The sequence below is a fragment of the Aquicoccus sp. SU-CL01552 genome (assembly GCF_040365005.1).
In the GTDB taxonomy this organism is placed as follows: Bacteria; Pseudomonadota; Alphaproteobacteria; order Rhodobacterales; family Rhodobacteraceae; genus Antarcticimicrobium.
This window is the reverse complement of the sequence record NZ_BAABWV010000005.1, coordinates 187,264-200,170: the sequence shown is the minus strand read 5'-3', so window position 1 is coordinate 200,170 and position 12,907 is coordinate 187,264. Positions and strand designations below refer to the sequence as shown.

Here is a 12,907-nt window from a genome sequence, read left to right as displayed (position 1 = left end):
GTTTGATCACGCCAACTGTTGCGCTGCTCCTCGCAGCGGATAAAACGGGCGGGACCAAAAGACAAAGAGAAATCGCAATGCCCATCGCCCTTGTCATCCTCGCTGCCGGAAAAGGCACGAGGATGAAATCCGACCTGCCCAAGGTTCTGCACCAGATCGGCCAGGCGCCGATGCTGGCCCATGCGGTGCAAAGCGGCGCGACGCTGGAGCCCGAACGCACCGTCATCGTGGCCGGACACGGGGCCGATGCGGTCGCCCTGGCCGCAGGAGAGATCGACGAGACCGCCCAGGTGGTGATCCAGTCCGAGCAGCTTGGCACCGCGCATGCGGTCGATCAGGCCCGCGCGGCGCTGGAGGGGTTCGCGGGCGACGTGGTCGTGCTCTACGGCGACACCCCCTTCGTGCAGCCCGAAACGCTGGAGCGGATGCTCACCGCGCGGGCGCAGAACGACGTGGTGATCCTGGGTTTCCATGCCGCCGACCCGGCCCGCTACGGGCGGCTGGTGATGGCCGGTGACCAACTCGATCGGATCGTCGAATACAAGGATGCCACCGAGGAAGAACGCGCCATTAGCTTTTGCAACAGCGGGCTTCTGGCCTGTGATGCGCAAACCCTGTTCGACCTGATCGCGCAGGTCGGCAATGACAACGCCTCGGGCGAATACTACCTGACCGACGTGGTCGAACTGGCGCGCGCGCGTGGCCTTTCGGTCACTGCCGTCGCCTGCGACGAGGCCGAGACGATGGGCATCAACTCCCGCGCCGACCTTGCCGGGGCCGAGGCGGTGTTCCAGGCCCGCGCCCGGGCCGAGCTGCTGGAGGCGGGGATCACGCTGATCGCGCCCGACACCGTGCACCTGGCCTTTGACACCGTGATCGGCCGCGACACGCTGATCGAGCCGAACGTGGTCTTCGGCCCCGGCGTCACGGTGGAATCCGGCGTCACGATCCGCGCCTTTTCACACCTCGAGGGGTGTCACGTCAGCCGCGGCGCGGTGGTCGGCCCCTATGCAAGGCTGCGCCCGGGGGCGGAATTGGCCGAGGATGTGCGCATCGGCAATTTCGTCGAGATCAAGAACGCCGAGATCGCCGAGGGCGCCAAGGTCAACCACCTGAGCTATATCGGCGATGCCAGCATCGGCGCCGGCAGCAACATCGGCGCCGGCACCATCACCTGCAACTACGACGGGGTGATGAAACACCGGACCAAGATCGGCCGCGGCGCCTTTATCGGGTCGAACACCATGCTGGTGGCCCCGGTGACAGTGGGCGACGGCGCGATGACCGGCAGCGGATCGGTCATCACCAAGGACGTCGAGGCAGAGGCCCTCGCCCTGGCCCGTGCCCGGCAGGAGAACAAACCCGGCCAGGCCCGGAAATTGTTCGCTTTGTTAAAGGCACGGAAAGAAAAACGTAATCAGGAGGCCGGATAATGTGCGGAATTGTCGGGGTCCTGGGAAGCCATGAAGCCGCGCCGATCCTCGTGGAGGCGTTGAAACGGCTGGAATACCGGGGCTATGACAGCGCCGGGATCGCCACGGTCAACGACGGCGTGCTGGACCGCCGCCGCGCGGTCGGCAAGCTGGTCAACCTCAGTGATCTTCTGGTCCATTCGCCGCTGGCGGGCAAATCCGGCATCGGCCATACCCGCTGGGCCACCCACGGCGCGCCGACGGTGAACAATGCCCACCCGCACCGCGCCGGCGCGGTCGCTGTGGTGCACAACGGCATCATCGAGAATTTCCGCGAACTGCGCGAAGACCTGGCAAAGGACGGCATCGGGTTTGAGACCGAAACCGACACCGAAACCGTGGCGCTGATGGCCCAGCGGTTCCTGCAACAGGGGGAAACCCCGGTGGCGGCTGCGATGAAGACCGTCGACTGCTTGCAGGGCGCCTTTGCACTGGCCTTTCTCTTCGAGGGTGAAGACGACCTGATCGTCGCCGCGCGCAAGGGCTCGCCACTGGCAATCGGACATGGCAAGGGCGAGATGTACGTGGGTTCGGACGCCATCGCCCTCTCGCCCTTCACCGACCGCATCACCTATCTCGAGGAGGGCGATCGCGCCGTCCTGACCCGGACCTCGCTGGAAATCCGCGACGAGCGGGGTGAACTGGCCAACCGCCCGGTCAGGACCATCCAGGTCGACGCCGCCCGCGTCGACAAGGCCGGGCACAAGCATTTCATGGCCAAGGAGATCGCCGAACAGCCCGCCGTTCTGGCCGATGCGATCCGCCACTACCTGCCCGCCGACCAGGAGACCGTGTGTCTGCCGGGTGCCGGGCTGGACTTCTCCAAGGTCGAACGGCTCACCCTCGTGGCCTGCGGCACCGCCTATTATGCCTGTCTGACCGCGAAATACTGGTTCGAACAGCTCGCCCGCATCCCGGTCGAGGTCGATATCGCCAGCGAGTTCCGCTATCGCGAACCGCCCCTGCCCAAGGGCACCGTGGCCCTGTTCGTCAGCCAGTCGGGCGAGACCGCAGACACGCTGGCGGCGCTGCGCTATTGCCGGGACAAGGCGGATCACATTGTGTCGGTGATCAACGTGCCGGAAAGCTCGATCGCGCGCGAAAGCGACCTGGCGCTGCCGATCCATGCCGGGGTCGAGATCGGCGTCGCCTCGACCAAGGCCTTTACCTGCCAGTTGACGGTGCTGCTGATCCTTGCGCTCAAGGCGGCGACGGATCGCGGTGAGATGACGCCCGAGGCGCGGGCCGACCTGGTCTCGGCGCTGCGGGGTCTGCCGCAAGTGATCAACAGCGCGCTGGCGTGCAACAATGACCTGAAGGCGGCGGCGCAGCAGTTGAGCAGCGCCCGCGACGTGCTGTTCCTGGGCCGGGGCCTGATGTTCCCGCTGGCATTGGAAGGCGCACTGAAACTAAAGGAAATCAGCTATATCCACGCCGAAGCTTATGCGGCTGGCGAATTGAAGCATGGCCCGATTGCCCTGATCGATGCCAGCGTGCCGGTGGTGATGATGGCGCCGATGGATCCGCTGTTCGACAAGACCGTCTCGAACATGCAGGAGGTGATGGCGCGCGAGGGCAAGGTGTTGCTGATCTCGGACGCCGCCGGGCTGACCGGGGCCGGCGACGGGGTCTGGCTGTCCGTGACGATGCCCGAGGTGACGCCGGTTCTGGCCCCGATCCTCTATGCCGTGCCGGCCCAATTGCTGGCCTATCACACCGCCATCGCCAAGGGCACCGACGTGGACCAGCCGCGCAACCTGGCGAAATCCGTGACGGTGGAATAGGAGGCCCGCAATGATCCAGACATCCGGTACAGCCGCCCCCGGGAGGCACGAAACGGGGAAATCCGGGGGGCGTTTCGTACAATCGCGCCCTGCGCTCCTGCCATGACACTTGACGACGCGCTGGCCCAGCTCAGGGCCCATGTCGAGCCCGGCCGCGCCGAACAGATGGCCGCCTATCACAAGCAGAGCCGCGTGGTGCTGGGCATCCCGAACCCGGTCCTCAACGACCTGACCAAGGGCTGGCGGCAAAGCCTCTCGGTGGTGGAGCGGGTGGCGCTCTCCGACGCGCTGTGGCGCAGCGACATCTTCGAGGCCCGACTGGCGGCGGCGAAACTCCTGACCCAGGCACGCATCCGGCCCGATGACGCAGTCTGGGCGCTGATCCAGGGCTGGGTGCCCGAGTTCGACAGTTGGGCGATCGCCGATCACGCCTGCATGGCGGCGCAGAAACGGCTGGTGGCCGATCCCGCGCGACTCGACGCGGTCGAGGCCTGGACCCGGTCCGAGCATATGTGGACCCGCCGCGCCGCGCTGGTCGCCACCCTGCCCTGGACCAAGCAGAACCACCCGAAACCGGCGGAGCTGGAGCAGCGCGACCGCATCCTCGGATGGGCGGCGGGCTATGTCACCGACCGCGACTGGTTCATTCAAAAGGCGGTGGCCTGGTGGCTGCGCGAGTTGAGCAAGCATGACCCGGAGCGCACCCGCGCCTTTCTTGCCCGCCACGGCGACGCGATGAAGCCCTTTGCCCGCAAGGAGGCGGCGAAATACCTGGCCGAGACGCCCGGTACGGATCAGCCCTCGGCGTAGACCTCGACCTCGATCAACTCGGTCAGCGGCGCGCCGAGGATGCGGAACGCCTCCAGCGACAGCCGGCTGCCGGCGGTGACCTCGCCGCCCGCCGGGATCAGCGCCACCGCGACCCAGCGCCCGGTGGTCGGCCAGACCACGCGCCCCTTGCCGCCCGCCGTGACCAGCGGCGTTTCCATCCAAAGCCCGGTCTTTCCCGGATCGCCCAGCCCGACCACCGTGCGACCCAACCCGCCATCGGCGGCCTGCGGCACGGCGGCGACCGGCGGCTCGTCCGGCAGGGAATCGCTGGCGGGGGGCAGCGGTTCCGCCTCCTGCACCTGCGGCGCATCGGATTTGCCAAGCCCGCCCAGACTGCCGCGCACGCTATCGACGACGCCGCCGACCTGCGCGCAGCCGGTCACGAACACAAGGGAAAGGATCGCCAGATGTCTCATGCCGGTGATCATATCCCGGTGCCACGGCCCGTGCCAGAGCCAATCCCCCTTGCCGCGAGGTCGGCAGCACTCTACCTATGCCTCATGAGCGCACCCTTGATCGATCCCTTTGCCCGCGCAATCACCTACTTGCGCGTCTCCGTCACCGACCGGTGCGATTTCCGCTGCGTTTATTGCATGTCGGAGAACATGACCTTTCTTCCCAAGAAAGAGTTGCTGACGCTGGAGGAGCTGGACCGCATGTGTTCGACCTTCGTGCATCTCGGGGTCGAGAAACTGCGCATCACCGGCGGCGAGCCGCTGGTGCGGCGCGATATCATGACCTTTTTCCGGTCGATGACCCGGCACCTGGACAGCGGCGCGCTGAAGGAGCTGACGCTGACCACCAACGGATCGCAGCTCGAACGGTTCGCGCAGGACCTGTTTGATGCCGGCGTGCGCCGGGTGAACATCTCGCTCGATACGCTGGACGAGGCGAAATTCGCCGAGATCACCCGCTGGGGCCGACTGCCGCAGGTACTGCGCGGCATCGACGCGGCGCAAAAGGCCGGGCTGCGGGTCAAGATCAACGCGGTGGCGCTCAAGGGCGTCAACGAGGACGAGCTGCCACGCATCACCGAATGGTGCGCCGAACGCGACATCGACCTGACCTGGATCGAGGTGATGCCGATGGGCGACATCGGCAACGAGGATCGGCTGGATCAATACTGGTCGCTCGACGACGTGCGGGCGCGCTATGCGCAGCATTACACCGTCACCGACCTGGCCGAGCGCACCGGCGGACCGGCGCGTTACGTGCGGCTTGAGGAGACCGGGCAGAAGATCGGGTTCATCACGCCGCTGTCGCATAACTTCTGCGAAAGCTGCAACCGCGTGCGCCTGACCTGCACCGGCGAGCTTTACATGTGCCTGGGACAAGAGGACATGGCCGATCTGCGCAGCCCCCTGCGCGATCACCCCGATAGCGACACCGCGCTGGAACAGGCGATCCGCACCGCGATCTCGCACAAGCCCAAGGGCCACGACTTTGACTATTCGCGCCAGCGGGCCGATGGGCAGATGTCGCGCCACATGAGTCACACGGGCGGCTGAATGCCCTCGGCCCCGGCGCTGTTCCGGCTGTATCGTGCCGTCACGCCGGTGATCCAGCCGCTGGCCTGGTGGGTGATGGCACGCAAGCTGCGCGCGCATGGGGTCGCCGCGAGCCGTCAACGCGAACGGCTGGGCCATGCCACCCTGCCCCGCCCCGAGGGGCAGTTGATCTGGTTCCATGCCGCCAGCGTCGGCGAAAGCCTGTCGGTGCTGAGCCTGATCGCGAAGCTGGGGGAGCGCCTGCCGGGGGCCGCATTCCTGATCACCTCGGGCACCGCCACCTCGGCCGAATTGATCGAAAAGCGGATGCCGCCACGCTGCCGCCACCAGTTCGCGGTGATGGATGCGCCGGGGCCTGTCGCCCGGTTCCTTGACCATTGGCGGCCCGATGCGGCGCTCTTCGTGGAAAGCGAGATCTGGCCGCTGACCATCGCGGAGGCCGCCAAACGGAACGTCCCGCTGGCGCTGATCAACGCGCGGCTCTCGGCCAAATCGGTCGCCGGGTGGAAGAAACGACCCGCGACCGCGCGGTTTCTCTTCGGGCACTTCTCCCTGCTGGTGGCACAGACGCAGGCCACCGCCGAGGATCTGGTCGCGATCGGCGCCCCCGCCGATAGGGTCGCGGTGGGCGTGAACCTCAAGACCACGACACCGCCGCCGCCGGTGGACGACGCCACAGTCGCGGCGTTGCGCGCCCGGATCGGCGCGCGGCCGGTCTGGCTGGCCGCTTCGACCCATGCGGGCGAGGAGGATGTCGTTCTGGCGGCCTACAAGGCGTTGCTGGGCGACCACCCCGACCTCTTGCTGCTGATCGCGCCGCGCCACCCCGAGCGCGGCGACGCGGTGGCCGCGCTGATCGAGGCGGGCGGCTTTTCCAGTGCCCGGCGCACCCGGGGCGAAGAGATCGGGGCGCAGACCCAGGTCTACCTCGCCGATACGCTGGGCGAGACCGGGGCGTGGTATACCCTCGCCCCCTTCGCCTTTCTCGGCGCCTCGCTGGTCGACAAGGGCGGCCACAACCCGCATGAGCCGGCGCAGTTCGGGGTGCCGCTGATCACCGGGCCGCATCTGGACAACGCACGCGCCGCCTATGACACCCTGCGCGATGCCGGCGGATTGGTGGAGGTGCGCGATGCCGCCACGCTGGCCACGGCGGTGGCCGGTTGGCTGGATCATCCCGCGCGTCTGGCGGCGGCGCAGGACGCGGCCCGCGCCCTTGCCCGGCGCGACGCGGATGCGCTGGCGCCGGTGGTGGATCGCCTGTGCGCCGCGCTGGCACTGGGGGCGGATCATGCCTGAGCTGTTCGTCACCAACTTCAACCGCAACTTCACCGGGGTCTCGGCCACCGCCGCCAACGTGATCCGCCAGCAGGTGCAGACCCACGACCTGGCGCTGGTCGGCCGCCCCCTGCCCGGCTGCCCGGACCCGATCCCGGTCGCGCGCGCCCGCGCGCTGTCGCGGCAGGCGCCGCCGGGCCGCCCCTTCGCGATCTGGCACGTGCGCCGCAACACCGAGATGCGCGCGGCGATCTGGGCCCGCGACGTGCTGCGGCTGCCGATCCGCATCGTCTTCACCTCTGCCGCGCAACGGAGGCACTCGGCGTTGCCGCGCTGGCTGATCAGCCGAATGGACGCGGTGATCGCCACCACCGAAGCCGCCGCCGGCTTCGTGCCCCATGTGCGCGCGGTGGTGCCGCACGGGGTCGATACCGATCTCTTCTCCCCCGCCGGGGACCGCGCCGCCGCCTGGGCCGCGCAAGGGTTTGGCGGCACGCTGGGGATCGCCACCATCGGCCGCATCCGCCCGGAAAAGGGCACCGACCTCTTTGTCGAGGCGATGCTGCGCCTGCTGCCGGAGTTACCCGGCGCCGTGGCACTGGTGCTGGGCCGCGCCGCGCGCGAACACCAGGGCTTTCTGAGCGGGCTCAAGGCGCGGGTCGCCGCCGCCGGCCTCTCCGACCGCATCCTGTTTCCCGGCGAGGTTCCCGCCGCCGATCTGCCGGCGCTGATGCGGGGGCTGTCGCTGGTGATGCAACTGCCGCGCTACGAGGGTTACGGCATGGCGCCGCTGGAGGGCATGGCCAGCGGCGTGCCCTTCGTCGCCAGCGCGGCGGGATTCTACCGGACCTTTTCCGCGCAGGGCCGCACCGGCATCGTCGTGCCGCAAGAGGCCGCAGACGAGGCGGCACAGGCCGCCCGCGCCCTGCTCTCCGACCCGGACCGCCACAGCGCGATGAGCCTGTCCGCGCGCGAGATCGCCGAGGCCGACTTCAGCGCCCGGACCGAGGCGGCAGGGATCGAGGCGGTGTACCAGGCGCTCTGGTCCGCGGGCTGACGCGCGAAACGAAACGGGGACGGACCCGCGGCCCCGCCCCCTTCTTCTCTTTGACAAATACTCCGGGGGACGCGCGAAGCGCGGGGGGCAGCGCCCCCTTCCTGCCCGTCCCCAGGCCGTTCAGGCCGCCGGCATCCGGCTTTCGACGATCTCGGCCCACCACGAGCAGCCAGCCGGGATCGCCTCGTCGTTGAAGTTGTATTCCGGGTGGTGCACCATCGCGGTGTCGCCGTTGCCCACCAGGATATAGGCACCGGGGCGCTCTTCGAGCATGAAGGCGAAATCCTCGCCCCCCATCACCAGCGGCGCGTCGTCGCACTGGCCCGCGACCGTTTTCGCCACCTCGGCGGCAAATTCGGTCTGGTCCTCGGTGTTCACCATCACCGGGTAGCCCCGGTGGTAATCGACCACGACGGAGCCGCCGAAGGTGGTGGCGATGCCGGAGCAGATTTCTTCGATCCGGGTCTCGGCCAGCGCGCGCATCTCCTTGCTCATGGTGCGCACGGTGCCCTTGAGGTGGACCTTCTGCGGGATCACGTTGAAGGCATTGGAGGAGGTCTCGAAAGAGGTGACCGAAACCACCACCTGGTCGATCGGGTCGGCGTTGCGGCTGGCGATGGTCTGCAGCGCGGTCACCGCCTGCGCCGCCATCACGGTGGTGTCCACGGTTTCATGCGGCTTGGCAGCATGGCCGCCCTTGCCCTCGAAATGGATGTCGAACTGGTCGGTGGCGGCAAAGAACGCACCGGGCCGGATGGCAAAACTGCCCACCGGCAGGCCGGGCCAGTTGTGCATGCCATAGACCTCCTGGATGCCCCAACGCTCCATCATGCCGTCATCGCACATCTCCTTGCCGCCGCCGCCGCCTTCCTCGGCGGGCTGGAAGATCACCACCACGGTGCCGTCGAAATTGCGCGTCTCGGACAGGTACTTCGCCGCGCCCAGCAGCATGGCGGTATGGCCGTCATGGCCACAGGCATGCATCGCGCCCGGCGTCTTGGAGGCATAGTCGACCCCGGTCGCCTCCATGATCGGCAGGGCGTCCATGTCGGCGCGCAGCCCGATCACCTTGCCCGAGCTGTCCTGCTTGCCCTTGATCACCCCGACGACACCGGTGCGCCCAATGCCGGTGACCACCTCGTCACAGCCGAAGTCCTTGAGCTTCTCGGCCACCATGGCACTGGTGCGGTGGGTTTCGAACAGGATCTCGGGATTCTCGTGCAGATCGCGCCGCCAGGCGGTGATCTCGTCCTGCAGTTCGGCAAAGCGATTCTTGACCGGCATGGGTCACACTCCTTGTTGTTCGCGCCCTCGGGGGGCATTCGTGTTTTGTCTCTCGCACCAGACCTAGCGCGTTTCCGTCACCGGGTGACGGACTCCGCATGTTTTCTGCGAAAACACGCTCTGTCCGCAAGCGGCACAGGCTAGGCCTGCGCCGTAGGCATCCGGCGTTCGACCAGTTCGGCGAACCAGCTGCAACCGGCCGGGATCGCCTCGTCGTCGAAGTTGTACTCCGGGTGGTGCAGCGCGGCGCTGTCACCGTTGCCGACATAGATGAAGGCCCCGGGGCGTTCCTGCAACATGTAGGCGAAATCCTCGCCCCCCATGATCAGCGGCGCCTCGGAGCAGCCGCCCGACACCGCCTCGGCGATGCCGGTGGCGAATGCGGTGGGTTCCTCGGCGTTGATGGTGATCGGCACGTGGCGCAGATAGGTGACCTCGGCCTGCGCCCCGAAGCCGTCGGCAACGCTGCGAGCCATCTCGCCCAGGCGGGCCTCGATCATGTCCTGCATATGGGCCGAATGGGTGCGCACGGTGCCGCGCAGTTTCACCGATTGCGGAATCACGTTATAGGCCGTCGACGATGTCTGCACCGAGGTGACCGAGAGCACCCCCTGTTCCACCGGGTCGGCGTTGCGGCTGACGATGCTTTGCAGCGCAAGGATGATCTGGCTGGCGGTGACGGTGGGGTCGATCGCCTCGTTCGGCTTGGCGGCATGGCCACCGCGACCCGTCACCTCGACAAAGAACTCGTCGGTCGCCGCCAGCATCGCACCGGGGCGGATGGCGAACTGGCCCACCGGCAGGCCGGGCATGTTGTGCATGCCATAGACCTCTTTCACGCCGAAGCGGTCCATCACGCCGTCGTCGATCATCGCCTTGGCGCCGCTGCCCAGCTCCTCGGCCGGCTGGAACAGCAGCACCACGGTGCCGTCGAAATTGCGCGTCTCGGCCAGGTATTTCGCCGCCCCCAGCAGCATGGCGGTATGTCCGTCATGGCCGCAGGCATGCATCACGCCGGGGTTTTGCGAGGCATAGGCGGCGCCGCTCTGCTCGAGGATCGGCAGCGCGTCCATGTCGCCGCGCAGCCCGATCACCTGGCCCCGGCTGTCGGTCCGGCCCCGGATGACGCCGACGACCCCGGTTTCGCCGATGCCGGTCACCACCTCGTCGCAGCCGAAGGCACGCAGCTTCTCGGCCACCAGCGGCGCGGTATGGTCCAGCTCGAAACCGATTTCGGGGTGGGCGTGGATCGTTTGCCGCCATTCGGCGATTTCTGGCAAAAGCTCGGCAAAGCGGTTCTTGATCGGCATTCTCGTGTCCTTGTTCAGCGGGCGGCGGCGCAGGCTGCGCCTCAGGCTGCCGGCATGCGGCGTTCGACCAGTTCGGCGAACCAGCTGCAACCCAGCGGGATCGCCTCGTCATCGAAGACATAGGCCGGGTGGTGGCACATCGGCGTGTCGCCGTTTCCCAGGAAAATATAGGCGCCCGGCCGTTGTTCCAGCATGAAGGAGAAATCCTCGGCCGGCATGATCGGGTCGGTCTCGTCGTCGACATGGTCGGACACCGCGCGCGCCGCCTCGACCGCATGGCGGGTTTCCTGCGGTGAATTCACGGTGACCGGGTAGCCCTCTTCCCAAATCACCTCGGCCTGCGCCCCGAAGGCGGCGGCGGTGTTTTCGACCACCCGGCGCACGCGCTCTTCGGCCAGCGCCCGCTCGTCGGGGTCGAGCGTGCGCACGGTGCCCTTCATCCGGACCTGGTGGGCGATCACGTTCGAGGCGTTGCTGTCGGTCTGAAAGGTGCCGACGGTCACCACCACCCGTTTCAGCGGGTTGACGTTGCGCGCGACGATGGATTGCAGCGACACCACGATCTGCGACGCCACCAGCGTGGTGTCGACCGCCTCGTGCGGGTTGGCGGCATGGCCGCCCTTGCCGGTCACGGTGATCTCGAACTCATCCGCCGAGGCCAGCAGTGGGCCGGGCCGGATCGCGAAGGCCCCCACCGGGAAGCCGGGCATGTTGTGCAGCCCGTAGACCTCCTGGATGCCCCAGCGGTCCATCAGCCCGTCGTCGCACATCGCCTTGCCACCGGCGCCGCCCTCTTCCGCCGGCTGGAAGATCAGCACCACCTTGCCGTCGAAGTTGCGGGTCTCGGAGAGGTATTTCGCCACCCCCAGCAGGATCGACGTATGCCCGTCATGGCCGCAGGCATGCATCACGCCCGGCGTCCTGGAGGCATAGTCGACGCCCGAGGCCTCCATGATCGGCAGCGCGTCCATGTCGGCGCGCAGCCCGATCACCCGGCCCGAGGTGTTGGTTTTCCCCTCGATCACCGCGACCACGCCGGTACGGCCGATGCCGGGGGTGATGTCGGTCAGGCCGAACTCCCTGAGCCGATCGACCACGAATCCGGCGGTTTCATGCACCTCGTACAAAAGCTCGGGCGTTTCGTGCAAATGGCGGCGCCAGCCGGTGATCTCTTCGTGCATGTCCGCCAGGCGGTTCTTGATCGGCATCTAGGCCTCCTGCTGCAGGCGGGTCACCAGCCGCGCCATGAAGTCCTGTCCTTCGGCGAACTGGGCCAGGGTGATGAACTCGTCGGGCTGATGCGCCTGGGCGATGTCGCCGGGGCCGCAGACCAGGGCGGAATAACCGGCCTGCTGGAACTGGCCGGCCTCGGTGCCGTAGCTGACCACATGGCTGGCGTTGTCACCGGTGAGCGCGCGCACCAGCGCCTCGGCGGTGCCGTTGTCCTCGGGTTTCAGGGCCGGCACGGCAAAGCGCGGCGTGATCTCGATCCGCGCGTCGGGGTGCACCCCCTGCATCGCGGCCTCGACCTCGGCCAGCTTGGTGTCGATCCGCGCGCGCCAATCGTCAAACCCCTCGTCCGGGACCGCGCGAAAGCCCAGGTCAAAACGGCAGTGCTTGGCGGTGATATTGGCCGCGGTGCCACCCTCGATCAGCCCGCAGTGCAGCGTCGTCCAGGGCGGATCGAACATCGCCGCCACGTCAGATGGCGTGCGGGCGCGCTCTGCCTCGTTCACCGTGTTGGCCCAGTCGATGACCTTGGCGGCCTCCATGATCGCGTTGACGCCGGTGTGCATGAGCGAGCTGTGGACCTCGAACCCCCAGACATCGACCCAGTAGCCATAGCCGCCCTTGTGGCCGGTCACCGCGCGCATCATCGACGGCTCGCCCACGATCACGGCCGAGCCCTTGGGCAGGACTGGCTGCATCGCCTCGATCATCGGCGGCGCACCAGTGCAGCCGACCTCTTCGTCGAAACTCAGCGCCAGTTGCAGCGGGCGTTTGACCCCGCGCGCCTGCGCCTCGACCAAGGCCCAGATCGCCAGCGCGTCATACCCCTTCATGTCGGTGGCGCCGCGCCCATACAGTTTGCCGTCACGCTCGGTCAGGGTGAACGGGTCCGAGGTCCAGGGCTGGCCGTCCACCGGCACCACGTCGGTATGGCCCGAAAGGACGACCGCCCCCTCTTGCCACGGGCCGACATGGGCAAAGAGCGCGGCCTTGTGGGGCTGATCGGGGTCGATCCAGCGGTGCGCGGTTATGCCATGCGCGGCAAGATACTCCTCAACCCAATCGACCAGCGGCAGGTTGGTGTCACGGCTGACGGTGGGAAAGCTCACCAGCTTTTCCAGGATTTCGCGCGGGGTCAAACGGTTGCCCATCA

At 67.6% G+C, this 12,907-nt stretch carries 11 protein-coding genes; 6 read left to right on the top strand and 5 right to left on the bottom strand.

Features of this window, described 5'->3' with window-relative positions:
* The first annotated feature begins 77 nt into the window (after nucleotides 1-77).
* From glmU to ABWV23_RS07980, 3 genes are all read left to right on the top strand, one after another.
* Nucleotides 78-1,433: a bifunctional UDP-N-acetylglucosamine diphosphorylase/glucosamine-1-phosphate N-acetyltransferase GlmU gene (gene glmU, locus ABWV23_RS07990; protein WP_353346745.1), complete on the top strand. Its 1,356-nt coding sequence runs from the start codon at nucleotides 78-80 to the stop codon at nucleotides 1,431-1,433.
* Nucleotides 1,433-3,256 (top strand): glutamine--fructose-6-phosphate transaminase (isomerizing), encoded by a 1,824-nt coding sequence (glmS, locus tag ABWV23_RS07985; protein ID WP_353346743.1) that lies wholly within the window; start codon nucleotides 1,433-1,435, stop codon nucleotides 3,254-3,256. The genes glmU and glmS overlap by 1 nt, the downstream gene beginning before the upstream one ends.
* A gap of 102 nt (nucleotides 3,257-3,358) precedes the next feature.
* Nucleotides 3,359-4,066, top strand: a complete 708-nt coding sequence (locus tag ABWV23_RS07980; RefSeq protein WP_353346741.1) for a DNA alkylation repair protein — start codon at nucleotides 3,359-3,361, stop codon at nucleotides 4,064-4,066.
* Here ABWV23_RS07980 and ABWV23_RS07975 read toward each other — a convergent pair.
* On the bottom strand, nucleotides 4,051-4,503 hold the full coding sequence (locus ABWV23_RS07975; RefSeq protein ID WP_353346739.1) for a hypothetical protein: 453 nt from the start codon (nucleotides 4,501-4,503) through the stop codon (nucleotides 4,051-4,053). The genes ABWV23_RS07980 and ABWV23_RS07975 overlap by 16 nt on opposite strands.
* An 84-nt stretch (nucleotides 4,504-4,587) precedes the next feature.
* On the opposite strand from ABWV23_RS07975, the gene moaA reads away from it, so the two are divergent.
* Genes moaA through ABWV23_RS07960 form a run of 3 tightly spaced genes read left to right on the top strand, consistent with a single transcriptional unit; the run spans nucleotide 4,588 to nucleotide 7,930 of the window.
* Entirely contained in the window at nucleotides 4,588-5,595 is a 1,008-nt protein-coding gene (gene moaA, locus ABWV23_RS07970; protein WP_353346737.1) for a GTP 3',8-cyclase MoaA, read from the top strand.
* Nucleotides 5,596-6,894 (top strand): 3-deoxy-D-manno-octulosonic acid transferase, encoded by a 1,299-nt coding sequence (locus ABWV23_RS07965; RefSeq protein ID WP_353346735.1) that lies wholly within the window; start codon nucleotides 5,596-5,598, stop codon nucleotides 6,892-6,894.
* Nucleotides 6,887-7,930: a glycosyltransferase family 4 protein gene (locus ABWV23_RS07960; protein ID WP_353346733.1), complete on the top strand. Its 1,044-nt coding sequence runs from the start codon at nucleotides 6,887-6,889 to the stop codon at nucleotides 7,928-7,930. The genes ABWV23_RS07965 and ABWV23_RS07960 overlap by 8 nt, the downstream gene beginning before the upstream one ends.
* 120 nt (nucleotides 7,931-8,050) lie before the next feature.
* On the opposite strand, the gene ABWV23_RS07955 is transcribed toward ABWV23_RS07960, so the two are convergent.
* The 4 genes from ABWV23_RS07955 to argE all read right to left on the bottom strand — a co-directional run bounded on the left by ABWV23_RS07955 (nucleotide 8,051) and on the right by argE (nucleotide 12,905).
* Complete coding sequence (locus ABWV23_RS07955; protein ID WP_353346731.1) at nucleotides 8,051-9,214, bottom strand: M20 aminoacylase family protein; 1,164 nt, start codon at nucleotides 9,212-9,214, stop codon at nucleotides 8,051-8,053.
* 140 nt (nucleotides 9,215-9,354) lie between these two features.
* Complete coding sequence (locus ABWV23_RS07950; RefSeq protein ID WP_353346729.1) at nucleotides 9,355-10,524, bottom strand: M20 aminoacylase family protein; 1,170 nt, start codon at nucleotides 10,522-10,524, stop codon at nucleotides 9,355-9,357.
* A gap of 41 nt (nucleotides 10,525-10,565) precedes the next feature.
* Nucleotides 10,566-11,732 (bottom strand): M20 aminoacylase family protein, encoded by a 1,167-nt coding sequence (locus ABWV23_RS07945; RefSeq protein WP_353346727.1) that lies wholly within the window; start codon nucleotides 11,730-11,732, stop codon nucleotides 10,566-10,568.
* Nucleotides 11,733-12,905 (bottom strand): acetylornithine deacetylase, encoded by a 1,173-nt coding sequence (gene argE, locus ABWV23_RS07940; protein WP_353346725.1) that lies wholly within the window; start codon nucleotides 12,903-12,905, stop codon nucleotides 11,733-11,735.
* Nucleotides 12,906-12,907 lie beyond the last annotated feature (2 nt).

Coding starts and splice junctions, on each gene's coding strand:
- glmS (WP_353346743.1), top strand. CDS start 1,433: ATGTGCGGAATTGTCGGGGTCCTGGGAAGCCATGAAGCCGCGCCGATC.
- ABWV23_RS07955 (WP_353346731.1), bottom strand. CDS start 9,214: ATGCCGGTCAAGAATCGCTTTGCCGAACTGCAGGACGAGATCACCGCC.
- ABWV23_RS07975 (WP_353346739.1), bottom strand. CDS start 4,503: ATGAGACATCTGGCGATCCTTTCCCTTGTGTTCGTGACCGGCTGCGCG.
- argE (WP_353346725.1), bottom strand. CDS start 12,905: ATGGGCAACCGTTTGACCCCGCGCGAAATCCTGGAAAAGCTGGTGAGC.
- ABWV23_RS07965 (WP_353346735.1), top strand. CDS start 5,596: ATGCCCTCGGCCCCGGCGCTGTTCCGGCTGTATCGTGCCGTCACGCCG.
- glmU (WP_353346745.1), top strand. CDS start 78: ATGCCCATCGCCCTTGTCATCCTCGCTGCCGGAAAAGGCACGAGGATG.
- ABWV23_RS07980 (WP_353346741.1), top strand. CDS start 3,359: ATGACACTTGACGACGCGCTGGCCCAGCTCAGGGCCCATGTCGAGCCC.
- ABWV23_RS07945 (WP_353346727.1), bottom strand. CDS start 11,732: ATGCCGATCAAGAACCGCCTGGCGGACATGCACGAAGAGATCACCGGC.
- ABWV23_RS07960 (WP_353346733.1), top strand. CDS start 6,887: ATGCCTGAGCTGTTCGTCACCAACTTCAACCGCAACTTCACCGGGGTC.
- moaA (WP_353346737.1), top strand. CDS start 4,588: ATGAGCGCACCCTTGATCGATCCCTTTGCCCGCGCAATCACCTACTTG.
- ABWV23_RS07950 (WP_353346729.1), bottom strand. CDS start 10,524: ATGCCGATCAAGAACCGCTTTGCCGAGCTTTTGCCAGAAATCGCCGAA.